The following is a 22211-nucleotide window of genomic DNA, read 5'->3' on the forward strand; positions in this document are numbered from 1 at the left end:
CGGTGCCCTTCATCTACGAGACCGATGGACCGGCCATCTATCGCGAGTCCTTCGCCACCATTCGCCGAGAGGCCGAGCTGGCTCGCTTTACAGTGGACGAAGAGCCGGTGGCGGTGCGCATGATTCATGCCGCCGGCCTGGTGGAGCTGGCCGAGCATATTCACTTTGCCGGTGACGTGGTTCGCCGGGCACGCACGGCCCTGGAGCAGGGTGCACCGATCCTGTGTGATGCGCGCATGGTGGCCGAGGGCATCACTCGCAAGCGGTTGCCGGCGGACAACCCGATCATCTGCACATTGCATGACGAGCGGGTGCCCGATCTGGCCCGTGAGCTGGCCAATACCCGCTCGGCGGCGGCGCTGGAGCTGTGGCGGCCTTATCTGGAGGGCGCGGTGGTGGCAATCGGTAACGCGCCAACGGCGCTGTTCCATCTGTTGAACATGCTTGAGGACGCGGATTGCCCACGACCGGCGGCGATCATCGGTTGCCCGGTAGGCTTCGTCGGTGCCGCAGAGTCCAAGCAGGCGCTGTGGGACACCGCTCCGGTGCCTTGCTGCATCGTGCGCGGGCGACTCGGTGGCAGCGCGGTCACGGTCGCCGCCCTCAATGCCATGGCGGATCGTAACGAATGACGACGGGAACCATTTATGGCGTCGGGCTGGGGCCTGGCTGCCAGGACCTGATGAGCGTACGCGCCGACCGCCTGATCCGTCAGGCCACACATATCGCTTATTTCCGCAAGCGAGGTCGCCGAGGGCATGCGCGCGGCATCGTCGAAGGCATGCTGAACAGACAGGTCATCGAGCTGGCCATGGAGTATCCGGTCACCACCGAGATTCCCTTCGAGGACCCGCGCTACAACCAGTGTCTGGCGAAGTTCTACGCCGATTGTGTCGCCCAGCTCAGCGAGATCAGCGCTGCCGGTGAGGATGTGGTGGTGCTGTGTGAAGGCGATCCGTTCTTCTACGGTTCCTTCATGCATCTCTACCAGCGTCTGAGGGACAAGGTGCCGGTGGCAGTGGTGCCCGGTATCACCGGCATGTCTGCCGCCTGGACCGCGACCCGGCAGCCGATGACCTGGGGCGATGATGTGATGACGGTATTGATGGGCACGCTGCCCGAGGAAGCCCTGGTGCAGCGTATCGCCGAGACCGATGCGCTGGTGGTGATGAAGATCGGTCGTAACCTCGCCAAGCTGCGTCGTGCGCTGCAACGCGCCGGACGTGAGGATCAGGCCTGGTTGGTCGAGTATGCGGCTATGGCCGAGGAGCGGGTAATGCCCTTCAGCGAGGCAGGTGACAGCGCGCCATACTTCTCGATCCTGTTGATTCATGGCAACGGGAGGCGCCCATGAGCGGTTGGCTGTCCATCGTCGGGCTGGGGCCTGGTGCCGAGAGCATGCTGACCCCGGAGGTTGCCGCGAGCCTGGCCGAGGCCACGGATATCGTCGGCTATCAGCCCTATGTCGAGCGAGTGCCCGCTCGGCCAGGCCTGGTGCGTCATGCCTCGGACAATCGTGAGGAATTGCAGCGCGCACAAGCGGCACTGCGCATGGCCGCCGAGGGGCGCCGGGTCGCGGTGGTGTCATCGGGTGATCCGGGCGTGTTTGCCATGGCATCGGCAATCTTCGAGGCGCTGGAAGCCGGTGATCCGGCGTGGCGAACGCTCGACATTCGTGTGTTGCCGGGCATCTCGGCAATGCTTGCCGCCAGTGCCCGAGTGGGCGCGCCGCTGGGCCACGACTTCTGCTGCATCAATCTGTCCGACAACCTCAAGCCCTGGGCATTGATCGAGCGCCGCTTGCGTCTGGCCGCCGAGGCCGATTTTGCCATGGCCTTCTACAACCCCCGCTCCCGAGCGCGCCCCGAAGGCTTTGCACGTGCTCTGGAGCTTTTGCGTGAGGCCTGTGGCGAGCAGCGGTTGATCGTCTTCGCTCGTGCTGTATCGACGCCACAGGAAGCCATCAAGGTGACCAGCCTGGGCGCGGCGACGCCGGAGATGGCCGATATGCGCACCCTGGTGATCGTCGGATCGAGCCTTACGCGGCTGATCGAGCGGAGCAGCGGTGAGCCGCTGGTCTACACGCCGAGGTCGGTGCCATGAGCCAGCCACGCCATCACCGCATCAACGCCATGCACTTCGCGGCGTGGCGGCGGTTCGGGGCGCTCGATCATCAGTACCGGCAATCCCAGTTGGCGGGCGGCGATGAGCTTGGAGCTGGCGCCGACGCCACCGGCGTTCTTGCACACCAGACGTTGGATGCGATGTTCACGCAGCAGCGCCAGGTCACCCTCAACACTGAATGGCCCTCGGTCAACGGTGACGGTGTGGTGAGGCAGTGGGGGAGGCGTCTGCGGAGTATCGACCAGCCGCAGCAGATAGTGGTGCTGCGGTTGAGCGGCAAACGCGGCCAGATGCATGCGTCCGATGGCCAGCAGCACGCGCTCGGCAGGCCCCGACAATGTATCCACTGCTGTCTCGATACTGGCGACACTCTGCCAGCAGTCACCGGCCTCCGGCTGCCAGCCAGCACGGGTCAGGGCGATGTGCTCGACGCCTGTGTCAGCCGCGGCCTGCACTGCATGTCGGCTCATCTGCACGGCAAAGGGGTGGGTGGCATCGACCAGATGGGTAAAGGCGTGCTCGCTCAGATAGGCGCTCAGACCCTCGATACCGCCGAAGCCACCGACGCGGGTCGGCAGCGGCTGGGCCTTGGGGGTGGTGACACGTCCGGCATAGCTGAACACGGCGGGAATCTGCTGGCGGGCGCAGGCGTTGGCCAGTGCACTGGCCTCGCTGGTGCCACCCAGAATCAGGACTTTGCTCATGGTTGATCTCGAAGGCACTTCAGGCTGGGGCGAAACGCCCTGGCTGACGCTACTGGGCTGGACGGAGAGTGGCACAGCGGCCCTGACTCCGGCAAGCCATGCGGCACTCGAAGCGGCGGAGCTGGTGTTTGGTGCACGGCGTCACCTGCGCCTGTTGCCACTGCTGGCAGCAGAGATTCGTGAGTGGCCGGTGCCCTTTGCCGAAGGCATTCCCCAACTGCTGGCCGAGCGTGGTCGGCGGGTGGTGATGCTGGTCTCCGGCGATCCCTTCTGGTTCGGTGCCGGTACCCGCTTGGCCCGCCATCTGCCACGCAGTGAATGGCAGGCCCTGCCATCACCATCGACGTTCAGCCTGGCCGCTTCACGGCTGGCATGGCCGCTGGAAGGCTGTGTTTGTCTCGGGCTACATGCCAGGCCGTTGACGCGTGTTCGTCCCCATCTGCAGCCTGGCCGACGACTGCTGGTGCTGTTGCGTGACGGTGGCGCAGTTGCCGAGTTGGTTGTGTTGCTCAGGCAGTGGGGTTTTGGCGAATCGCAGCTGTCTATCCTCGAAGCGCTGGGCGGCGATCAAGAGCGCCTGCGTAGCGTGGCGCTGACCGATGAGCTGCCGGAGGATATCCAGCATCCGGTGGCGGTGGGGCTGGAGGTCGCCGGAGAAGGGCCTTCGCTGCCGCTGACTCCCGGACTGGCGGATGGGTTTTTCGAGCATGACGGACAGATCACTCGGCAGAGTGTGCGGGCCATGACCCTGGCGGCACTGGCTCCAGCTGCGGGCGAGCGGCTCTGGGATATCGGCACCGGCTCCGGCTCGGTGGCCATCGAATGGCTGCTGGCTCACCCGGATAACCAGGCGCTGGCGTTCGAGCGTCACCCGCAGCGTGCCGCCCGAGCCAGGCACAATGCCGAGCAGTTGGGCGTTGATTGGCTGGAGGTCGTCGAAGGCGCCGTCCCCGACGTGTTGGAAGACCATGTGCTGGAAGGCCAGGCACAGCCCGATGCGGTCTTTATCGGCGGCGGACTCTCGGCGGAACTGCTGGAGCAACTCTGGCAACGGCTGCCGAGTGGCGTGCGGTTGGTCGCCAATGCGGTCACCCTGGAGTCTGAGGCATTGTTGATCGACTGGCAGCAGCGGGTCGGTGGGGAGTTGCTGCGCCTGGAAATGGCCACCGTGACCGCGATTGGCAGTCGGCGGGGCTGGAAGTCGGCCTATCCCATTGTGCAGTGGCGGGTGCGGCGATGAAGGTCGTCGGTTTCGGCTTTCGCTCCGGGGCGTCGCTGTCGGCACTTGACGCGTTGCTGGACCGTCTTGTGGAGCAATACGGCGCCATCGACCGACTCGCCGTGGCCGACAGCATGTGGCCGCTGGTCGCCAGGTTGGGCGAGGCACGAGGCGTGGCGGTAATTCCGGTGGCAGAAGCCGCACTGCCACAGGCGGCCACCATTACCCATTCTCGACATAGCCTCAAGGCACGCGGCACTGGCAGTGTCGCCGAAGCGGTGGCGTTGATCGCCGCTGGTGACGGAGCTGAGTTACTCGGCCCGCGCATGATCTCCGCAGACCGCAAGGCTACCGCAGCGCTGGCAAGAGGACGTATTGCATGACCGTACATTTCATCGGCGCCGGACCTGGTGCCCCCGATCTGCTCACCCTGCGCGGGCGCGACCTTATCGCCAGTTGCCCGGTGTGCCTGTATGCGGGCTCGCTGGTGCCCGAGCAGATACTTGAACACTGCCCGCCAGCGGCGAAGATCATCAATACCGCACCGCTGTCGCTGGACGAGATCATCGAACATATCGCTGCCGCTCATGCCGAGGGGCAGGATGTGGCAAGGCTGCATTCAGGGGACCTGTCGCTGTGGTCGGCGATGGGTGAGCAACTGCGCCGACTTCGTGAGCTGGATATTCCCTATGCGATTACGCCTGGCGTGCCATCCTTTGCTGCAGCGGCAGCCAGCCTGGGCCAGGAATTGACCCTACCGGGAGTGGCGCAATCTGTAGTGCTGACACGTACCTCAGGACGGGCCAGCTCCATGCCGGATGGCGAAACCCTCGCCAATTTCGCCCGCAGCGGCACGACCCTGGCACTGCATCTATCCATCCATGCACTGGGCCACGTTGTCGCCGAGCTGACACCGTTCTATGGCGCGGATTGCCCGGTGGCCATCGTCTGGCGAGCGAGCTGGCCGGATGAGCACATTATCCGCGCGCAATTGGCCACGGTAGAGGCCAAACTCGACCCCGAAATGAATCGCACCGCACTGATCATTGTCGGCCCGGTGCTGGCAGCAGAAGACTTCGACGAAAGCTGCCTGTACGCACTGGGTTATGACCGACGCTTCCGCCCTCAATCGGCGGATTCTCCCTTCGCGGAGACGAGGCTTTTGGCTGAACAGGGCGTATGCAGTGACGAAGATAAGGGCAAAGAGTCATGATTCAGTTATCGCTGATCGGCATCGGCACCGGCAATCCCGAGCATGTCACGCTTGCCGGAGTAAAGGCACTGCGCGAGGCCGACCTGATCCTGCTGCCGCGCAAGGGCGAAGGCAAGACGCAACTGGTGGACCTGCGCCGGCTGTTGTGTCGACAGATTCTCGGCACCGAAGGCGAGCAGCCAAAAGTGGTGGAGTTCGACCTGCCCACTCGTGATAGTGACGGCGATTACCTGGCGGCGGTGGAGAACTGGCATACAGCGATTGCTGCCATCTGGGGCGGGCTGATGGAAGTTCATCTGCCACAGGGTGGGCGTGTCGGCATGTTGATCTGGGGCGACCCATCGCTGTACGACAGCAGCCTGCGTATCGCCGAGCGATTGAGCGTCGCCGGAAGCAAGGTCGCCGTGAACGTGGTACCCGGCATAACCAGCCTGCAGGTGCTGACCGCCGAACACCGCATTCCCCTCAATGCCCTGGCCGAGCCGGTGCAGATCACCACCGGACGCCGCCTGCGCGAACGCGGCTGGCCCGCTGATGCAACAAGCGTTGCGGTAATGCTCGACAGCGGAGGAGCCTTCGAGACGCTGGACAGCGACGGCATCCATATCTGGTGGGGCGCCTACCTGGGCATGGACCAGCAATGTCTGATCGACGGCGCACTCAAGGACATCGGCGCAACCATCCTCAAGCGCCGAGCCGAACTCCGCGAGCAGCATGGTTGGATAATGGATACCTATCTATTGGCGAGGCAGAATTGAGCCTCGCTCCGTGGCGTGCGGTGACAACTATCGATAAAGCTGGCTATGATCCTCGCTGACATGCACAGATTGCATAGCTGCCAGGGGAAAGGAATCATGAGTCAGGCCATTCTTGTCGGAGGCTGCGAGAGCGGCAAGGTAAGTCTCGATCCGCGCTATGCCAATCGCCACGGCTTGATTGCCGGGGCCACCGGCACCGGCAAGACGGTGACCATGCAATGTCTGGCGGAAGGCTTCTCCGATCTCGGCGTTCCGGTATTCATGGCTGATGTAAAGGGCGATATCTCCGGAATCAGCCAGCCAGGCACCGCGCATCCCAAGGTCGAAGAGCGGGTGAGCAGCATCGGCATTGAGGACTATCGCTTCTGTGGCTATCCGGTCGCCTATTGGGACCTGTTTGGTGACAAGGGTACTCCGGTTCGCTCGACGATTTCCGAGATGGGGCCCCAACTGCTGTCGCGTCTGCTGGACCTCAACGAGACTCAACAGAGCGTCATGACCCTGGTCTTCGAGTTTGCCGATCAGGAGGGCATGTTGCTGGTCGACCTGGCGGACCTGCGCTCGACGCTGGAATACCTGGGCAACAACAGCAAGGAGCTGGGCAGCGGTTATGGCGTGTCCAGGGCATCGGTCAACGCCATTCTGCGGCGCCTACTGATGCTGGAGCGCGAGGGCGGCAAGGCGTTCTTCGGTGAGCCGGCATTGCAGCTGGAAGATCTGATGCAGACCACCCGTGAGGGTCGCGGTGTGATCAATCTGCTGGCCGCGGATACTCTGATTCGCAGCCCACGGGTCTATTCCACCTTCCTGTTGTGGCTGTTGTCGGAGCTGTTCGAGACCCTGCCCGAGCTTGGCGACCCGGAAAAGCCGGTGATGGTGTTCTTCTTCGACGAGGCCCATCTGCTGTTCAAGGAAGCCCCGAAAGCGCTGCTGGAGAAGATCGAACAGGTGGTACGGCTGATTCGCTCCAAGGGCGTGGGGGTGTATTTCGTCAGCCAGAGCCCGGCGGATATTCCCGATGCGGTGCTGGCCCAGCTCGGCAATCGAGTGCAGCATGCGCTGCGCGCCTACACCCCCAAGGAGCGCAAGGCAGTCAGGGTCGCTGCGCAATCGTTCCGCGAGACCCCCGGTCTCGATACCGAAACCGTGATCAGTGAACTGGGTGTCGGTGAAGCCCTGGTATCGACGCTGATGGACAAGGGCATCCCGGCTCCGGTGGAGCGGGTGATGATACGCCCACCCCAGTCACGTATCGGCCCGGCCAGCGAGGAGGAGCGCGCAGCCGTGCTCGCCCATGATCCCAATCAGCGGCGTTATCGTGATGCGGTAGACCCACGCTCGGCCCACGAGATACTCGCCGAGCGCACCGCCCGACAAGCGGCAGAGGAAGAGAGCGTCACTGCCGCAAAGGCTGCCGAGAAAAGGCAGACCAGCAGCAAGTCGCGTAGCGGCTCATCGAGTCGTCAGAGCAGCACCGAAGCCTTCCTCAAGAGCATGGCAAGAGCGGCGGGCAGCAGCCTGGGACGCCAGTTGTTACGTGGTGTGCTGGGGTCGTTGCTGAAGAGGTAGGGGCGACGCAAGAGGTTGCGGGATCAGGGCTTCAACGCATCCCGCAGCCTGCGGACCTGCTCGAGGTTGAGTCCAGACAGTTCAGAGATTAACTGGTCATCCATGGAGGTGCGTTCGATCATATTGCGGGCGACCAATTGTGCGTGGCTTTGTTCGCCTTCCTTGCGACCTTCCTCACGGCCTTCTTGACGCCCCTCTTCAAGCCCTTGCTGTTTCCACTGCTCCGGCCAGCGTTTTGCACGTTCAGCCATCATGTTATGCACCTCGTTCAAATCGTTCAGCGCCTGCCACTCGTTCTCGTCATTATCGGGCACCCAGCTCGGCAGCAGGACTCGCTTGATCCAGAGGACAAAGTGCCGACGCAACTGGGTCTGCTCCGGCGCTTGCAACCATTGTACCAGTAATCCGATCAGATCAACGGCATCCTGCTGGCTGTGGTGATGTTCCAGGCGGAAGATGGCCGATACCACATTGCGGGTTTCCTCGGGCCATTCCCCGTTGGCAACAATCTCTCCTTCATCCAGCAGCAGGTAGGGCAAGTCGGGTCGATAGTGTTCCAGATGACCCGGTACCGATTGGACCAGTTCCGAGACATTGAGTGCCGCATTCCAGCGCTTTTCGCTGTTATACAGCACGATCGGCAGCACGGGAGGCAACCTGTTGTCCTGGGTCAGTTTCTTCTGTTTGACAAGGTCCTGATACAACAGGCCGACGTAGGTCATGATGCGCAGTGCCATGAACGGGTCGATGGTGCTCTGGAACTCGATCAGCAGGTAGACATAGAGCCATTCGTCGCCAAAGCGCACTCGCCAGATCACATCGTCTTCGCGGTCGCGCAGGTCGTCGGTGACGAAGGTGCTACTGACCTTCTCCAGTGAATCGAGATCCAGCCGCTCGATCCAATCTTCCTTGACGAACCCCGTCAGCAAGTCGCGAACCACCCTTGGTTCACTGAACAGCAATTTGTAACTGTGGTCATGCGGGTGATTCATGACGCTCCCATTATCTCGACCTGGACAGCCCTAACCATGCTGAGGAGCGTCTATATCATCAAGAGAAGCGGCTGGGTGAGGGCGGGAAGAGCGAAATATCGTCGCTCCCTTGCTTGAGCAAGCACATGATCAGGTCGTGTCACTAGCCTCGGTGGTCATATCGACACCAGATGAAAGTAATTCGGGTCAGCGTGGTCTTCGAGGTTGGATTTTATAGAATGTTGCTGGATGGGAGAAAAATTTACTCTGCAATGTCTCCGGCTGTACCAGTTTTTGAAAACTTCTTCCCGAGCGCTGGGGCTAAACTGCTCGGGTACATAATCCATGTGGAGTCTCCCATGCGTGACTGGGTTCGTCAGGCCATCCATCGTATCGACAGTGATCGTCGTCGCTGGGCGGATACCCATCTCTACAAGCTGGATATTCCATCGCTGGAGCAGGTGGGGATCGATATCTATCTCAAGGATGAAAGCTCGCATCCCACCGGCAGTCTCAAGCATCGTCTGGCGCGTTCGCTGTTCCTGCATGCCATCTGTAGCGGCAGGATTCTCGAGGGCACGCCGGTCATCGAGGCGTCGTCCGGCAGCACGGCGGTATCCGAGGCCTATTTCGCGCGCCTGCTGGGATTACCGTTTCATGCGGTGATGCCGGCTTCCACCGCGCGCAGCAAGATTGCGCAGATTGAATATCTTGGCGGGCAATGCTGGTTCGTCGAACGCGGCTGCGAGATGTACGCCCGCGCTGAACGACTGGCCGAGGAGCTGAACGGTCATTACATGGACCAGTTTACCTTTGCCGAGTGCGCCACCGATTGGCGCGGCAACAACAATATTGCCGAGAGCATCTTCCAGCAGATGGCCATGGAGCGGCACAGCATTCCGCATACCATCGTCATGGGCGCCGGCACCGGTGGCACGTCGGCGACCATTGGGCGCTATATCCGTTACTCCGGTCATGACACCAGGTTGATGGTGGTCGACCCGGAAAACTCGGTATTCCATGACAGCTTCCAGCAGGGCGACCCCAGTCTGACCAGCGAGGTCGGCAGTCGTATCGAAGGCATCGGCAGGCCGAGGGTGGAAGCATCCTTTGTCGCGGAAGTCATCGACGAGATGCTCAAGGTGCCGGATGCGGCCTCGGTTGCTGCCATTCATTGGTTGGAGCAGCATCTGGGGCGCAAGGCCGGTGGCTCGACCGGCACCAATCTATGGGGCGTGCTGACAGTTGCCGAACGCATGCGCGAGGCCGGTGAGCAGGGCTCCATCGTGACCCTGATGTGCGATGGCGGTGAGCGCTATCTGGACAGTTACTATGATGCCGAGTGGGTTGCAGCGCAGCTCGGTTCGCTGACCCCCTCGAGAGAGTGGCTGGCGCGCTTCGATGGTTGCTCGGATCAATAGTCGATAGGCAGGGCGGTGGTGTTCTTGATCTGCTCCATGGCGAAGTTGGAGCTGATATCGCTGAGCCCGTCGACACTGGCGATCAGTCGCTTGTAGAAAGCATCGTAGGCGGCGATGTCCCGCACCACCACGCGTAGCATGTAGTCCCACTCACCGGACATACGATAGAACTCCACCACTTCCTCGAAACTCATCACCTTGCGGGCGAAGTCCTCCAGCCAGGCATTGTTGTGGCGCTGAGTCTTCACCTGCACGAACACCGACAGGCCCAGCCCCAGCTTCTCGGGATCGAGCAGAGCGACCCGCGCACGAATATAGCCTTCATCTGCCAGCCGCTTGAGGCGTTTCCAGCAGGGGGTGGTCGAGAGATTGACGGCCTCGGCCAATTGCTTGACCGACTGCGAGGCATCCTGCTGCAGCAGTCGCAGTAGCTGGCGGTCATAACGGTCCAGTGATGGCACGATTGTCAATCTCTCCATTCGCCGATGTGATGAGAATCAAATTCTACCTTTGAGCCTGCGAGTGAGTAAATTCTTCTCTATGTGGTCGGCCCGGGAGCGGTGATGGTTCGTGGCATTTGCGATAGGCTTGGATGCCTTGCATGTTTACTCCCTGTTCGAGGACAACTCCCATGGCGCCTGTTACCCATCTGTTGAATACCTCCAGCGATCCGACGATTGGCCTTGGGTGCATGAATCTCTGCCATGCCTATGGCACGCCTCTGACTGACGCCGAAGCACTGCACGCCCTGCGCGAGGCGTTCGAGATGGGCTATCGCCATTTCGACACGGCGACGTTATATGGCGCGACACTCAATGAAAAGCTGGTGGGTGAAGCGCTGGCGCCGTACCGCAATCAGCTATTCCTCGCCAGTAAATGCGGTATGGCACGTGACCCAGAGCTTCAGCGCAAGGTGATCGATGGCCGCCCGGAAGTGCTGAGACGCCAGTGTGAGGAAAGCCTGGTACGCCTGAAGACCGATCACCTCGATCTCTATTATCTACATCGTCTCGATTTTCAGATTCCCATCGAGGAGAGCGTCGGTGAACTCGGGCGGCTGGTCGAGGAGGGCAAGATTCGTGGTATCGGGTTGTCCGAGGTATCAGCGTCAACATTGCGCCGAGCTGCCTCTGAGCATCCGATCACCGCACTTCAGTCCGAGTATTCGTTGTGGACCCGTAATCCTGAGGTGGCCACCCTGGCGGCCTGTCGTGAGCTGGGCACGGCCTTTGTGGCGTTCAGCCCGGTGGGGCGCGGCTTTCTCGGCGGCAAGCTCAAGGATGTCTCGACGCTGGTCGAGGGCGATGTGCGGCTGGGCATGCCGCGCTTCAGTGCCGAGAACTATCCGCGCAATCTGGAGCGCCTGCAGGACGTGCTGGCACTGGCGGAGCAGCTTGACTGCACTCCCGCACAGTTGGCGCTGGCCTGGTTGCGCTCTCAGGGCGATGACATTCTGCCGATTCCCGGGACACGCAGCATTGCGCATATGCAGGAGAATCTCGCAGCGTCGGATATCCTGTTGGCGCCGGAGGTCGTTGCGCGCCTCGATGACATGCTGCGTGATGTCGATGGCGACCGCTACAGCGAAGCGCAGCTCAAGGAAATCGATACCGAGTCGGTGCCGGCAGCCGAGCGCTAGAGAGAGGCATTCCATCAGTAGAAGTTGCCGCCAGAGAGAATGTCGCCTTCTCGGCGTCAGGAACGAGTCTCAGCTGGTGTCGGGATGGGTGAGTCAGCGCCGAGGTCAGCCTCGGCGCTGGTGAGATATCGTGAGCTATCAGGAGTCGACTTGATCCGGGTAGCGCAACGCCATGTTGACGAACAGTTCCGTGCCCGTTTTCAGCGCGGCTTCATCGACGAAGAAGTGTGGTGAGTGGTTCGGTGCGGCATCGGCGACATTTTCATCGGGTGGGGTAACACCGAGGTTGATGAACATGCCGGGAACCTCCTGAGCGTAGTAGGAGAAGTCCTCTGCCGCAGTGGTCATCGGCACTTCAACCAGGTCTTCCTCACCCACCAATTCCCGCGCTACCGGCAGCATGGCATTCACCAACTCTGGATCGTTGACCGTCACCGGGTAGCCTTCATGCAGGTGAGCCTCGGCGTGTGCGCCATTGGCCTCAGCGGTGGAGGTCGCCATGCGATCAAGGCTGGCAAAGACCTGGTCGCGGATATCCATATCGAAATTGCGCAGGGTTCCCTTGAGAGTAACGTTCTCGGGAATGATGTTCTCGCGCACACCGCCTTCGAAGATGCCGAAGGTCAGCACCGAGGGCGTGCGGATATCGACCTGACGACTGACGATGGATTGGGCGTTGGTGACGATCTGAGAGGCTGTAACGATCGGGTCGACACCATTCCAGGGCGAGGCACCATGTGTCTGGCTGCCGGTCACATCGATCTCGAAGGTATCGCTGGAGGCCAGCATCGGCCCGGCGCGATAGCCCAGCTGTCCGGTATGCAGAGATGACACTACGTGGATGCCGAACACCGCTTCAGGCGGGTGTTCGTCGAAGGCGCCTTCGGCCAGCATCTGTTCGGCACCCCAGCTCTCGGCTTCATAGACGCCTTCCTCTGCTGGCTGGAACACGAACAGCACATTGCCACGCAATTGATCCTTCATTTCCGCGAGGGCATCTGCCGCGCCAAGCAGCATGGCGACGTGGGTATCGTGGCCGCAAGCATGCATGACCGGGACTTGTTTGCCGTTGTAGGTTGCTGTGGCCTGAGAGGCGAAGGGCAGATCATTCTTTTCTTCCACCGGCAGGGCATCCATATCGGCGCGCAGTGCGATGGTCGGCCCTGGCTTGCCGCCTTCCAGAAAAGCAACGACACCGGTTTCGGCAACGCCGGTGCGGACTTCCAGTCCCAGCGACTCGAGGTGTTCGGCGATCAGCGCTGCGGTGCGCGTTTCCTGATTCCCGAGTTCGGGATGCTGGTGAATATCGCGACGCCAGTCGATGACCTGCTGTTCCAGCGCATCGTCGATGGTAAAGGCCGGGGCGCTGGCCTGGGCGATGCTGCTGGCGATGGGAAGGGTGGTAAGCAGGGTCGCGGTGCTGATCGCGGTGGCAAGTGTTGAAACACTGGCTGAGAGTTTCATGATGGTTATTGTCCTTGAATGTCTTCCTGATCTGGAAACTTCCTGCTCCCCGGGCCTTGCCGGTGATAGTCCAGAGGCCTGACGAGAAGCCGCAGTCCGTATACGCTAGACTTGTATACAATGGCGACCACGCTCAAGACTCTGGCGCAATATCAGATAGATAACTGTGTTCTTTGGTTGCGGTACGGTGACATGACGTTTCCGGGGCCGCGGACAAGCCCGCTATCTCTGGTGTTGAGGGCATGTCTGGTGTTGCGGGCATGTCACCTATCAGTCCCGCTGGCCAGGGCGACCCGATGGACGGGACGGCCGCCAGGCTAGTGAACGTTCTGTCAGTTGGTCGTCACTCTCGAATCGGGCCGAACTCCACCGGCAGCCAGCGATAACCATCACCGTCCTCGATGACATGGCCGATGCCGGGGAAGGGCATGTGCGCGCCGGCGACCCACCAGGCTTCCTGGGCAGCGGCACCCATAGTGTTCCGACGCGCTTCGGTCGCCTGTTGCTGGTCACTGTCGAATTCTATTGCCACATCGGGATTGGCGAACTGCACACCGTGGCTATGTACGATATCGCCCCATACCAATAGCTCGTTGTCGCCGTTATGGAACTGGAAACTGGCGTGTCCCGGAGTGTGTCCAGCGGTGTCCAGCGCATCGATGCCCTCCATTAGCTCATCGCCCGGCTGGAAGGTAGCCATCTGCTCCGCCTGCTGATAGGGGGCTACCGCATCGCGGGCCATGGCGAAGAAGGGCTGCATGTCCTCGGGAGCTGCTGCTGCCTGCTCCTCGCTCAACCAGTAATCCGCGTCCGTCTGGCTGACACGTAGCTCGGCGTTGGGGTAGACGACGTTGCCGTCGCTGTCCGTCAGGCCACAGACATGATCCGGATGCAGGTGGGTCATCAGTACGGTATCGACATCCTCCGGTGTGTACCCGGAAGCCCGCAGGTTGTCGGCTACATGGCCGAGCGTGGGGCCGAAGCACGCCGCGGAACCTGCATCGACCAGTACCAGGTGGTCGCCGGTGTGCACCAGGAAAGCATTGACCGCGGTTTGTACTCCGTTCTCGCTATCGATAAACAGGCTGTCGAGGCGTTCGCGAATCTGCTCGGCATTCATTCCGGACAGCAGCTGGGTATCGAGGTCGACGTAACCATCGTAGAGCGCCGTGACTTCGTGCTGGCCGAGCAGCATACGAAACCAGCCGTCTACCTGGTTATGGCGCTGTTCGGGTGGGGCGGCGTGGGCCGTTGATGCCAGTAGGGTACCGATAGTAGCGCCGACCAGAGACCATGACAGTTTGTGTTGGGATACGATCATGACAAGGTTTTCCGTTTGCTGGAATCGAGAGTGTAGGAATTGAGAGCGCTGGAACCGAGTGCGCTGGAATCGAGAGTACTGATCGGTATCAGCGTGCGGTTTACGTGTTTGCCTGCGAAGGAATAGCACACCGCGGGCCGTCCTGCCTGGCAGACGGAAGCAGGGAAAGCTGCATATACCGTTCAAAGGGTATGTGTTCTGCAATATCCTCACTGGTATAACTGCTCGATACTTGAACGAGTCCGGCGTAATGTGCGGAGATGACAATAATCCCTTTCCCCCTTCAAGAGAGGCACGAATGATCAGCTATCAGGTGACCAATCCCGCTACCGGCGAAGTGGAAGCAAGGTATGACACGGCCAGCGATGCTGCGATCAGCGAGGCACTGGAAAGTGCTCATCAGGCATGGAGAAGCTGGCGGACTGTCGCTGCCGATGAGCGAGCGGCACTGTTGACTCGAGTGGCTGACCTGCACCATCAACGTCGCAACGAACTGGCGGATATCATTGTGCGCGAGATGGGCAAGCCCAAGGCCCAGGCACTGGGTGAGCTGTCGATCGTGGTCGATATCTATCGTTACTACGCCGACAATGGCCCGGGTTGGTTGGCTCCCGAGTCGATCACTACCGCTGGCGCGACTGCTCAGGTCCGCAAGCAGGGGCTGGGTGTTCTGCTTGGCATCATGCCTTGGAACTTCCCTTACTATCAGGTGGCGCGTTTTGCGGCTCCGAACCTGCTCAACGGCAACACCATTCTGCTCAAGCACGCGCCACAGTGTCCCGAGTCGGCGCTGGCCATCGAGCAGATCTTCCGTGATGCGGGAGCAGATGAAGGGCTCTATACCAACATCTTTGCCAGCAACGAACAGGTCAGCAGCCTGATCGAGGACCCGCGTGTGCTGGGTGTGTCGTTGACCGGGTCCGAGCGTGCTGGAGCTGCGGTGGCCGAGCAGGCCGGTCGTCATCTGAAGAAGGTGGTGCTGGAACTGGGCGGTTCCGATCCTTACCTGGTGCTCGCCGATGCCGATCTCGAGCAGGCGGTGACCCATGCCATCCTGGGGCGCTTTGGTAACTGCGGCCAGGCCTGTAACGCCGCCAAGCGCATCATTGTCGAAGACAGTGTCTACGACGCCTTCCTGGCGGCCTTCGAGCAAGGTATCGGAACGATCAAGGTTGGCGACCCCATGGCCGACGACACCGTGATGGGGCCTATGTCGTCCGAGCAGGCGCTAGTCAATCTCGATGCCCAGGTGCAGGATGCCATCTCCCAGGGAGCGCGTCTGGTCACCGGCGGTAAGCGACTCGAGCGTGCTGGTGCATGGTATGCGCCGACACTGCTGGTCGATGTGACGCCGGATATGCGTGTGTTCCATGAAGAGCTGTTCGGTCCCGTGGCAGTGGTGTACCGAGCTGCCGACCTTGAACAGGCCATCGCGCTGGCCAACGACAGTCAGTATGGCCTTGGAGCCGTGATTCAAACCACTGACCCAGTGCGTGCTCAGGCGCTTGCTGATCGGCTTGACGTGGGGATGGTACATATCAACGAGCCACCCGGAAGCGAAGCGGAATTGCCTTTTGGCGGCGTCAAACGTTCCGGTTTCGGCCGTGAGCTTGGCAAGGCCGGGATGGATGAGTTCGTCAACCGCCAGATGGTGAAGGTGGCTCAGAAGCGCTGATGCGCGGTTTCTCATAACCTGGTTTTACGGAGCTTGGTTTCTCGGAGCCAGGTTTCTCGGAGCCAGGTTTCCTGGACTTGGTTTTTCGGAACTCGGTTGCCTGGAACCCTGCATCGTACTGACAGCAGCCTCGGTGATTGTCTCGCCGGGGCTGTTTGTTTTTCAGAACCTGGCTTTTCTGAGTCCGCTTTGCGGAGTCTTCCGCTTCTCGGGCATGATTGGCGTTGATCGCGCTATGCTGGGTGAGCGGTCCCACTCTCAACAGGAGATATCGATGAACGCCAAACACCTGCTTGACCAGATCATGAAACAGGCTTCGGGCTCCAGCAGCAGCGGCAGTCGGAGTAGTGGTGGTGGTCTCGATGTAAAGGGCCTGATCAACAGTGTTTCGTCGCAGCTATCCGGTGGCAACCAGAGCGGACGCTCCTCATCGTCTTCGTCATCCGGTGGTTTCGACGTCAAGAGTCTGCTGGGTGGCGGTGCACTGGGAATGCTGATGGGTTCGAGCCGGGGACGCAGCATGGGCGGCAAGGCGGCCAAATACGCCGCTATCGCCGGTGTCGGCATGATGGCCTGGAAGGCCTGGCAGAAGCATCAGGGTGGTGCGTCTCCTGCGGACGCACCGGCGAGCGAGGGTCGTCCACTGGAGGAGCTTCAGGGGCAGGAACAGGAGCAACGTAGTCTGGAAGTGCTGCAGGCGGTGATCATGGCGGCGCGTGCCGATGGGCATATCGATGCTGATGAGCGTGCCCTGATCGTCGAGCAGATGCAGCAACTGGGGGCGGATGATGAGATGCACGCCTGGGTGCAACAGCAGCTCGAAGCACCGCTGGATGCCCAGGCGTTGGCGCGCCAGGCGGACTCTCCCCAGGCAGCACGCGAGATCTACCTCGCCAGCGCGGCAGTGATCGATGAGCAGAACGCCATGGAGCGTGCCTGGCTGGATGAGTTGGCGTCGGCGCTGGGTCTGGAGGAAGGTGTGTGTCGCGAGCTTGAACGACAACTGCCCTCTGCCTGATTCTACCAACTGTCTGGCGCTACCAACTGCCGGAGACTATTGGCTGCGAGGCCCGCCTCACGGAGAGCTGATTCCGTGGGGCGGTTGTGTCACCGATGTAGGTATATCGCCAGTAACCAATGCTCAGTGGCTCGGAGGTGGAAGTCGATCGGGTCGCTGAATGATCGGTGGGCGAATGCCATAGATTGCCCGGAACAGTTTCAGTCCCAACCACAGTAGTATCAGCGGCGCGACCAGAGTTCGCATCACGAATAGCGCCATTAGATTGAGGATGGCGCGAGTCCCCGATTCCACTCGTGCCTGAATGGCCTCGACACTGAAGCTCTCGGTCAGTCCCGCCAGGCGTCGGCTCAAGCTGTCGGCCAGGCTTTCCTCTTCACCGGCCAGGCGGCGCCGGATCTGCTCGCGACGTGCGTCGGTCCGGGAAAGCTCCTGCAGAAGTTGCTCGCGTTGTTCGACCTGCCCCTCAAGGCTGGCGCGCTGGTCGGCGAGGATGCCTTCGAGACGTTCCAGTTCGGGATTCTCGTGGAAAGGGTTGAGGATCTCGGCGAGGCTCATGCGTGCCTTGATAATGGCCGCGCGGCCGCGCGTCTGATCCATGCTGCTTTCAGCCTGAGCGACGTGACGATTGGCTTCCACCAGCCGTGTGTGTAGCTCGTTGCGGCGTGTCTGCAACTCGTCGCGCTCCGTTTCCAGGCTCTCGCGTTCTGCTGTATCAAGGTGATCGTTGCTGGTGCCGGCATTGGTCGCCTGCACATCGCTGGCGAGCACCCGGACTTCGGTCATGTTCTGTTCGGTCGGTTCATCGAGGAATGCCTGATCGATCATGATGTTGACCAGTAGTGCGAGCAGCACCAGGAAGCGTACCAGTGCTACCGAGGCAAATAGCTTCCATGCACGGGAGGCGGCATCGGGACGCCACCATAGACAAACCAGGAATATTGCTGCGCTCAGCGTCAATGCCAGTTTGAAGACCAGGCTGGAGGAGATTTCCAGCAGCAGTGTCTGGCCAATCAGTGACCCGATCGCCAGCTTCATGATGCTCGAGTAATCCTCAACCAGGTCGTTGAAGGGGTCGAGGGCCTCGAAGGGGTGGGTCGTGACACCAACACCCACCTCGGTCGATTGCAGCACCGAGATTCCCGCGTTCAAACCGCGCGCAGCGGCAAAGGCGACCAGGGCTTGAGTGGTCGCACTCTCCACCTGCCGTTGGGTGGCGCGATCGAGTACTGACAGCCAGCACAGGGTGACCAGGGCGGCAATCAGCAGGGTGAGCCACACCTGCATGCGGCGGTGTGGTGTCCTGCCCGACGGTGCGGGTGGCGAATATGGAGTAGGCTCTTGATTGGGGTCGTATTGCATTGGGGGTGTATCCAGATATGCCACTGATGAACGTCGGTTGCTCCGAAACAGATATATCGCGGAGGACCCTCGGGGGCTGTGGCCCCGGCACTCAGACGTTTACACGCCTGTATGGTTTTACGCTTATACGCTTATACGCTTATACGTTTATACGCTTTTATGGTTTTACGCTTTTACGCTTTTACGGCCAACCGGTAGAATGCCACGACTACGCAAAAGAATACTGCCCAGAAAAATACTGTCGAGTGAACGAGCAATGCTTTGCCGGAGCGTTCGCAGCCTGCATCTGCTTCAGGTCCAGCAGCAAGGAAACCACGCCTCATGAGCTATCAGGTCCTGGCCCGCAAATGGCGGCCACGTACCTTCCACGAACTGGTCGGACAGGAGCACGTCCAACGCGCGTTGGTCAATGCGCTGGATCAGGGTCGTCTGCATCACGCTTACCTGTTCACCGGTACGCGTGGCGTGGGCAAGACCACCCTGGCGCGAATTCTTGCCAAGTGCCTCAACTGCACCGAGAAGGGCGATGGTGATGAAGGTATCACCTCGACTCCCTGCGGGACCTGTGATGCCTGCCAGTCCATCGATCAAGGTCGCTTTGTGGACCTTATCGAGGTTGATGCAGCTTCTCGAACCAAGGTTGAAGACACGCGCGAGCTGCTCGACAACGTGCAGTATGCCCCCACTCAGGGCCGCTACAAGGTGTACCTCATCGATGAGGTACACATGCTTTCCACCAGCAGTTTCAATGCGCTGCTGAAGACGCTGGAAGAGCCGCCTCCCCACGTGAAGTTCCTGCTGGCGACCACTGATCCGCAGAAGCTACCTGCCACCGTGCTGTCGCGCTGCCTGCAGTTTACGCTCAAGCATATGCCGCCGGAACGCGTCGTCGGTCACCTATCGAAGGTGCTGGAGGCTGAGCAGGTTCCCTTCGAGGAGTCGGCATTGTGGCTGCTGGGCAAGGCGGCTGCAGGCTCGATGCGTGATGCAATGAGCCTCACCGATCAAGCGATTGCATTTGGTCAGGGTGAGGTGCGACATGCCGATGTCGCGGCGATGCTCGGTACTCTCGATCACCGTCATGTTCTGGAACTCGTCGAGGCGTTGGCCGACGTGGATGCCCAACGACTGTTGCAGGCCGTGGCAAACCTGGCCGAACAGGGGCCGGATTTTGCCGCCGTACTCGATGATATGAGTGCGGTATTGCACCGACTGGCCATCGGCCAGATGGTGCCTCAGGCATTGGATAATGGGCAGGGTGATCGTGAGGCGCTGATAGCGCTGGCGGGACGCTTTACCGCTGAGGATGTGCAGCTCTACTACCAGATTGGAATCCAGGGACGAGCCGATATGGCGCACGCCCCGGATTTACGTACCGCACTGGAAATGACGCTGCTGCGCATGCTGGCATTCCGCCCGCAGGGCGTTCCGAAGCCGGCGCGTACACCCTTGCCGATGCGTGGTGAAGAGGCTGGAAGTGCTGCCAATGCCTCGGCTCCTGGCAGTGGGCAGAGCATACCTGCCGAGGCCCCGGTGAGTCCTGCGGCAAGCGACACCGTGGCAGCGGCGCCTCAGTCCTCCGAACCACCACCGGCGACCAGCGAGGCGATACCTGCTGCGAGCGAAAGCGTAGAACCTCCTCCGCCCTGGGAGGGCGGCGAACCCGAGGACCCTTCGCAGGGCGCTGAGGCGCCCCTATCCGAACATGACTCGATGGCCGCCGGCCAGGGGCAGGCAGTTGCTGGGCCTTCCTCGATAGAGGCGGAGGCAGTACGTCAGAGCCCTCAGCAGATTGAGAGCCCTCAGCCAGTAGAGAGCCCTCAGCAGGCTGAGCATGCAGCCCCGGTGACGTCAGATGTGGGCGTTGAACGGCCTGCCGTTGCTCAACAGCAAGCCGCTGAGCTGTCGGTGCCCAGGCAACCGGATTCTGGCGATGAGCCACAGGAATCTCCAACTGATGCTGGTGACCAGGCCGAGCCTCTTCAGGTTCAGTCTCACCAGCTTCAGTCAGAGCCCATGCTTGCTGAACCCCAGCATGTCTCACAGGAACAGGAACAGGAACAGGAACAGGAACAGGAACAGGAACAGGAACAGGAACAGCAACCAGCCACTGTCGCGCCTGAGCCACCGCCACCAGCGCCGGAAGGAGTCCTGAACCATGCTGGGTGGTTGGCGTGCTTCGATCAGTTGGGGCTTTCCGGACTGACGCGAAACCTGGCAGCACACTGCATTGTCGCCGAAGATGATGGTCGGCGAGTGGTATTGCATCTTGATCCGTCACAGGCGGCAATGCATGCAGAAGTCCACGTCACGAGGATTCGAGATGGCCTCGAGGCGGCGGGTTTTCCTCGCAAGCTGGACATCGAAGTGACCGAGCCTGACAGTCGTGTAGAAACGCCACGACAGATGTTTGATCGTCTGGCAGCAGAACGTCACGCCAAAGCGGTTGAGGCTTTGAAGCGTGATCCCCATATACAGAAATTACAGCAGACATTCGGCGCCCGCTTGATTGAGTCAACAGTGACTCCGGTAGAGGCGGAAAGTGGCGCTTGAATGTACGGATTTCGAGAGGCGTCAGTGACGGCTCTCCATGCAAATGAGGACAGAACCATGATGAAGGGTGGAATGGGCAACCTGATGAAGCAAGCTCAGGAAATGCAGGAGAAGATGCAGCGTGTGCAGGAAGAAGTCGCGCGCGCTGAAGTCCTGGGTGAGTCTGGTGCCGGTATGGTCAAGGTCACCATGAACGGCCGTCATGACGTCAGCAAGGTCGAGATCGACCCGAGCGTCATGGAAGAGGACAAGGAACTGCTGGAAGATCTGTTGGCAGCGGCGGTCAACGATGCCGTGCGCAAGGTGGAAAGCAGCTCGAAAGAAAAGATGGAAGAAGCGACAGCTGGGCTCAATCTGCCGGCAGGCTTCAAGATGCCGTTCTAGGCGTCGTCTGGCTATCGCTCGCCAACTTTTGAGATAGGCCACGGGGCAACCTGCTCTTGCCAAAAGGCTCTTGCCGAAAGACTCTTGCCGAAAGACAGGGCATCCCGCATTGACGTGCTTTTCACGCATGACATCACGAAGTGCCATCCCTGTGATGGCACTTTTCTGCTGAGTCGAGACAACGATGAGTTTTTCCCCGCTGGTCGAGCAGTTGATGGAAGCCCTGAGAGTATTGCCAGGTGTCGGACCGCGGACGGCGCAGCGCATGGCGATGCATCTGCTGGAACGCAACCGCGAAGGCGGTGATCGCCTGGCAGGAGTGCTGCGGGAAGCGGTGGAACGTGTGGGATACTGCCAGCGCTGCCGTACGTTGACCGAAGAGCCGCTGTGCTCGCTATGCGAGAGTCCGAGGCGTGATGACCGGCTACTGTGCGTGGTGGAGTCTCCCGCCGACATGCTGGCCATGGAGGAAGCCGGTGGCTATCAGGGTCGATACTTCGTGCTGCATGGGCATCTCTCGCCGCTGGATGGTATCGGTCCCGAGGACATCGGGCTTGATCAGCTTGAGGCCATCATCGCGGAAGGCAAGGTCGAGGAAGTCATACTCGCTACCAACCCTACCGTCGAGGGTGAAGCGACCGCACATTATATCGCGACCCAGATCGAGGCACAGGGTGCGCGCCTGTCACGCCTCGCCTATGGTGTTCCCATGGGCGGTGAGCTCGAGTACGTCGATGGCGGCACGCTGAGTCGCGCCTTTTCCGGTCGCTTGCCCTTTGCCGGCGAGTGAGACCTTTCCCTGAGCTGGACGCTTGA

The 22211-nt window shown here is 60.9% G+C and carries 21 protein-coding genes; 15 read left to right on the forward strand and 6 right to left on the reverse strand.

Features of this window, described 5'->3' with window-relative positions:
* Positions 1 to 2 precede the first annotated feature (2 nt).
* From AR456_RS07000 to cobJ, 3 genes are read left to right on the forward strand one after another with little or no spacing between them, the layout of a single operon-like run.
* The gene (locus AR456_RS07000; RefSeq protein WP_021820666.1) at positions 3 to 632 is read left to right on the forward strand and encodes a precorrin-8X methylmutase; all 630 of its coding nucleotides are present in this window, start codon (positions 3 to 5) and stop codon (positions 630 to 632) included.
* Positions 629 to 1354 (forward strand): precorrin-2 C(20)-methyltransferase, encoded by a 726-nt coding sequence (gene cobI / locus AR456_RS07005; RefSeq protein WP_021820667.1) that lies wholly within the window; start codon positions 629 to 631, stop codon positions 1352 to 1354. The genes AR456_RS07000 and cobI overlap by 4 nt, the downstream gene beginning before the upstream one ends.
* A complete protein-coding gene (gene cobJ / locus AR456_RS07010; RefSeq protein ID WP_021820668.1) occupies positions 1351 to 2103 on the forward strand; it encodes a precorrin-3B C(17)-methyltransferase in 753 nt (250 codons plus the stop codon). The genes cobI and cobJ overlap by 4 nt, the downstream gene beginning before the upstream one ends.
* Here the strand turns inward: cobJ and AR456_RS07015 are convergent.
* Positions 2079 to 2828, reverse strand: coding sequence for a cobalt-precorrin-6A reductase (locus AR456_RS07015; RefSeq protein ID WP_021820669.1), 750 nt, complete (start codon positions 2826 to 2828; stop codon positions 2079 to 2081). The genes cobJ and AR456_RS07015 overlap by 25 nt on opposite strands.
* On the opposite strand from AR456_RS07015, the gene cbiE reads away from it, so the two are divergent.
* The 5 genes from cbiE (at position 2827) to AR456_RS07040 (ending at position 7587) form a co-directional block, all read left to right on the forward strand.
* On the forward strand, positions 2827 to 4068 hold the full coding sequence (gene cbiE / locus AR456_RS07020) for a precorrin-6y C5,15-methyltransferase (decarboxylating) subunit CbiE (protein WP_021820670.1): 1242 nt from the start codon (positions 2827 to 2829) through the stop codon (positions 4066 to 4068). The two genes, AR456_RS07015 and cbiE, sit on opposite strands and share 2 nt — an antisense overlap.
* Positions 4065 to 4430, forward strand: coding sequence for a cobalamin biosynthesis protein (locus AR456_RS07025; protein WP_021820671.1), 366 nt, complete (start codon positions 4065 to 4067; stop codon positions 4428 to 4430). The genes cbiE and AR456_RS07025 overlap by 4 nt, the downstream gene beginning before the upstream one ends.
* Positions 4427 to 5260, forward strand: coding sequence for a precorrin-4 C(11)-methyltransferase (gene cobM, locus AR456_RS07030; RefSeq protein ID WP_021820672.1), 834 nt, complete (start codon positions 4427 to 4429; stop codon positions 5258 to 5260). Before AR456_RS07025 ends, cobM begins: the two co-directional genes overlap by 4 nt.
* Entirely contained in the window at positions 5257 to 6018 is a 762-nt protein-coding gene (gene cobF, locus AR456_RS07035) for a precorrin-6A synthase (deacetylating) (RefSeq protein ID WP_021820673.1), read from the forward strand. The genes cobM and cobF overlap by 4 nt, the downstream gene beginning before the upstream one ends.
* A 96-nt stretch (positions 6019 to 6114) precedes the next feature.
* Entirely contained in the window at positions 6115 to 7587 is a 1473-nt protein-coding gene (locus AR456_RS07040; protein ID WP_021820674.1) for a helicase HerA-like domain-containing protein, read from the forward strand.
* Between the two features lie 23 nt (positions 7588 to 7610).
* Here AR456_RS07040 and AR456_RS07045 read toward each other — a convergent pair whose 3' ends face one another.
* Complete coding sequence (locus tag AR456_RS07045; RefSeq protein ID WP_021820675.1) at positions 7611 to 8579, reverse strand: Rpn family recombination-promoting nuclease/putative transposase; 969 nt, start codon at positions 8577 to 8579, stop codon at positions 7611 to 7613.
* A gap of 338 nt (positions 8580 to 8917) precedes the next feature.
* Between AR456_RS07045 and AR456_RS07050 the strand changes: the two genes are divergently transcribed.
* Positions 8918 to 9979, forward strand: coding sequence for a PLP-dependent cysteine synthase family protein (locus AR456_RS07050; RefSeq protein ID WP_021820676.1), 1062 nt, complete (start codon positions 8918 to 8920; stop codon positions 9977 to 9979).
* Here the strand turns inward: AR456_RS07050 and AR456_RS07055 are convergent.
* Positions 9973 to 10440 (reverse strand): Lrp/AsnC family transcriptional regulator, encoded by a 468-nt coding sequence (locus tag AR456_RS07055; RefSeq protein ID WP_021820677.1) that lies wholly within the window; start codon positions 10438 to 10440, stop codon positions 9973 to 9975. The genes AR456_RS07050 and AR456_RS07055 overlap by 7 nt on opposite strands.
* Before the next feature lie 170 nt (positions 10441 to 10610).
* Here AR456_RS07055 and AR456_RS07060 point away from each other — a divergent pair, with 170 nt between their 5' ends.
* Positions 10611 to 11618, forward strand: coding sequence for an aldo/keto reductase (locus AR456_RS07060; protein WP_021820678.1), 1008 nt, complete (start codon positions 10611 to 10613; stop codon positions 11616 to 11618).
* Between the two features lie 138 nt (positions 11619 to 11756).
* Here the strand turns inward: AR456_RS07060 and AR456_RS07065 are convergent, their stop codons facing one another.
* Both AR456_RS07065 and AR456_RS07070 read right to left on the reverse strand, forming a co-directional pair.
* Positions 11757 to 13082 carry an amidohydrolase gene (locus AR456_RS07065; RefSeq protein ID WP_021820679.1) on the reverse strand — a complete coding sequence of 442 codons (1326 nt, stop codon included), beginning with the start codon at positions 13080 to 13082 and terminating at the stop codon, positions 11757 to 11759.
* A 343-nt stretch (positions 13083 to 13425) separates the two neighbouring features.
* Entirely contained in the window at positions 13426 to 14403 is a 978-nt protein-coding gene (locus AR456_RS07070; RefSeq protein WP_021820680.1) for an MBL fold metallo-hydrolase, read from the reverse strand.
* Positions 14404 to 14701: 298 nt separating this feature from the next.
* On the opposite strand from AR456_RS07070, the gene AR456_RS07075 reads away from it, so the two are divergent.
* A complete protein-coding gene (locus AR456_RS07075) occupies positions 14702 to 16078 on the forward strand; it encodes an NAD-dependent succinate-semialdehyde dehydrogenase (protein ID WP_021820681.1) in 1377 nt (458 codons plus the stop codon).
* A 274-nt stretch (positions 16079 to 16352) separates the two neighbouring features.
* Positions 16353 to 17096 carry a tellurite resistance TerB family protein gene (locus AR456_RS07080; protein ID WP_021820682.1) on the forward strand — a complete coding sequence of 248 codons (744 nt, stop codon included), beginning with the start codon at positions 16353 to 16355 and terminating at the stop codon, positions 17094 to 17096.
* 123 nt (positions 17097 to 17219) lie between these two features.
* On the opposite strand, the gene AR456_RS07085 is transcribed toward AR456_RS07080, so the two are convergent.
* A complete protein-coding gene (locus tag AR456_RS07085; RefSeq protein WP_021820683.1) occupies positions 17220 to 18383 on the reverse strand; it encodes a hypothetical protein in 1164 nt (387 codons plus the stop codon).
* Positions 18384 to 18779: 396 nt separating this feature from the next.
* Here AR456_RS07085 and dnaX point away from each other — a divergent pair, with 396 nt between their 5' ends.
* The 3 genes from dnaX (at position 18780) to recR (ending at position 22185) form a co-directional block, all read left to right on the forward strand.
* The gene (dnaX, locus tag AR456_RS07090; RefSeq protein ID WP_021820684.1) at positions 18780 to 21011 is read left to right on the forward strand and encodes a DNA polymerase III subunit gamma/tau; all 2232 of its coding nucleotides are present in this window, start codon (positions 18780 to 18782) and stop codon (positions 21009 to 21011) included.
* Between the two features lie 57 nt (positions 21012 to 21068).
* On the forward strand, positions 21069 to 21395 hold the full coding sequence (locus AR456_RS07095; RefSeq protein WP_021820685.1) for a YbaB/EbfC family nucleoid-associated protein: 327 nt from the start codon (positions 21069 to 21071) through the stop codon (positions 21393 to 21395).
* 184 nt (positions 21396 to 21579) lie between these two features.
* Complete coding sequence (gene recR / locus AR456_RS07100; RefSeq protein ID WP_021820686.1) at positions 21580 to 22185, forward strand: recombination mediator RecR; 606 nt, start codon at positions 21580 to 21582, stop codon at positions 22183 to 22185.
* The last annotated feature ends 26 nt before the right edge of the window (positions 22186 to 22211 follow it).

It is taken from the genome of Halomonas huangheensis (genome assembly GCF_001431725.1).
Classification (GTDB): Bacteria; Pseudomonadota; Gammaproteobacteria; order Pseudomonadales; family Halomonadaceae; genus Halomonas; species Halomonas huangheensis.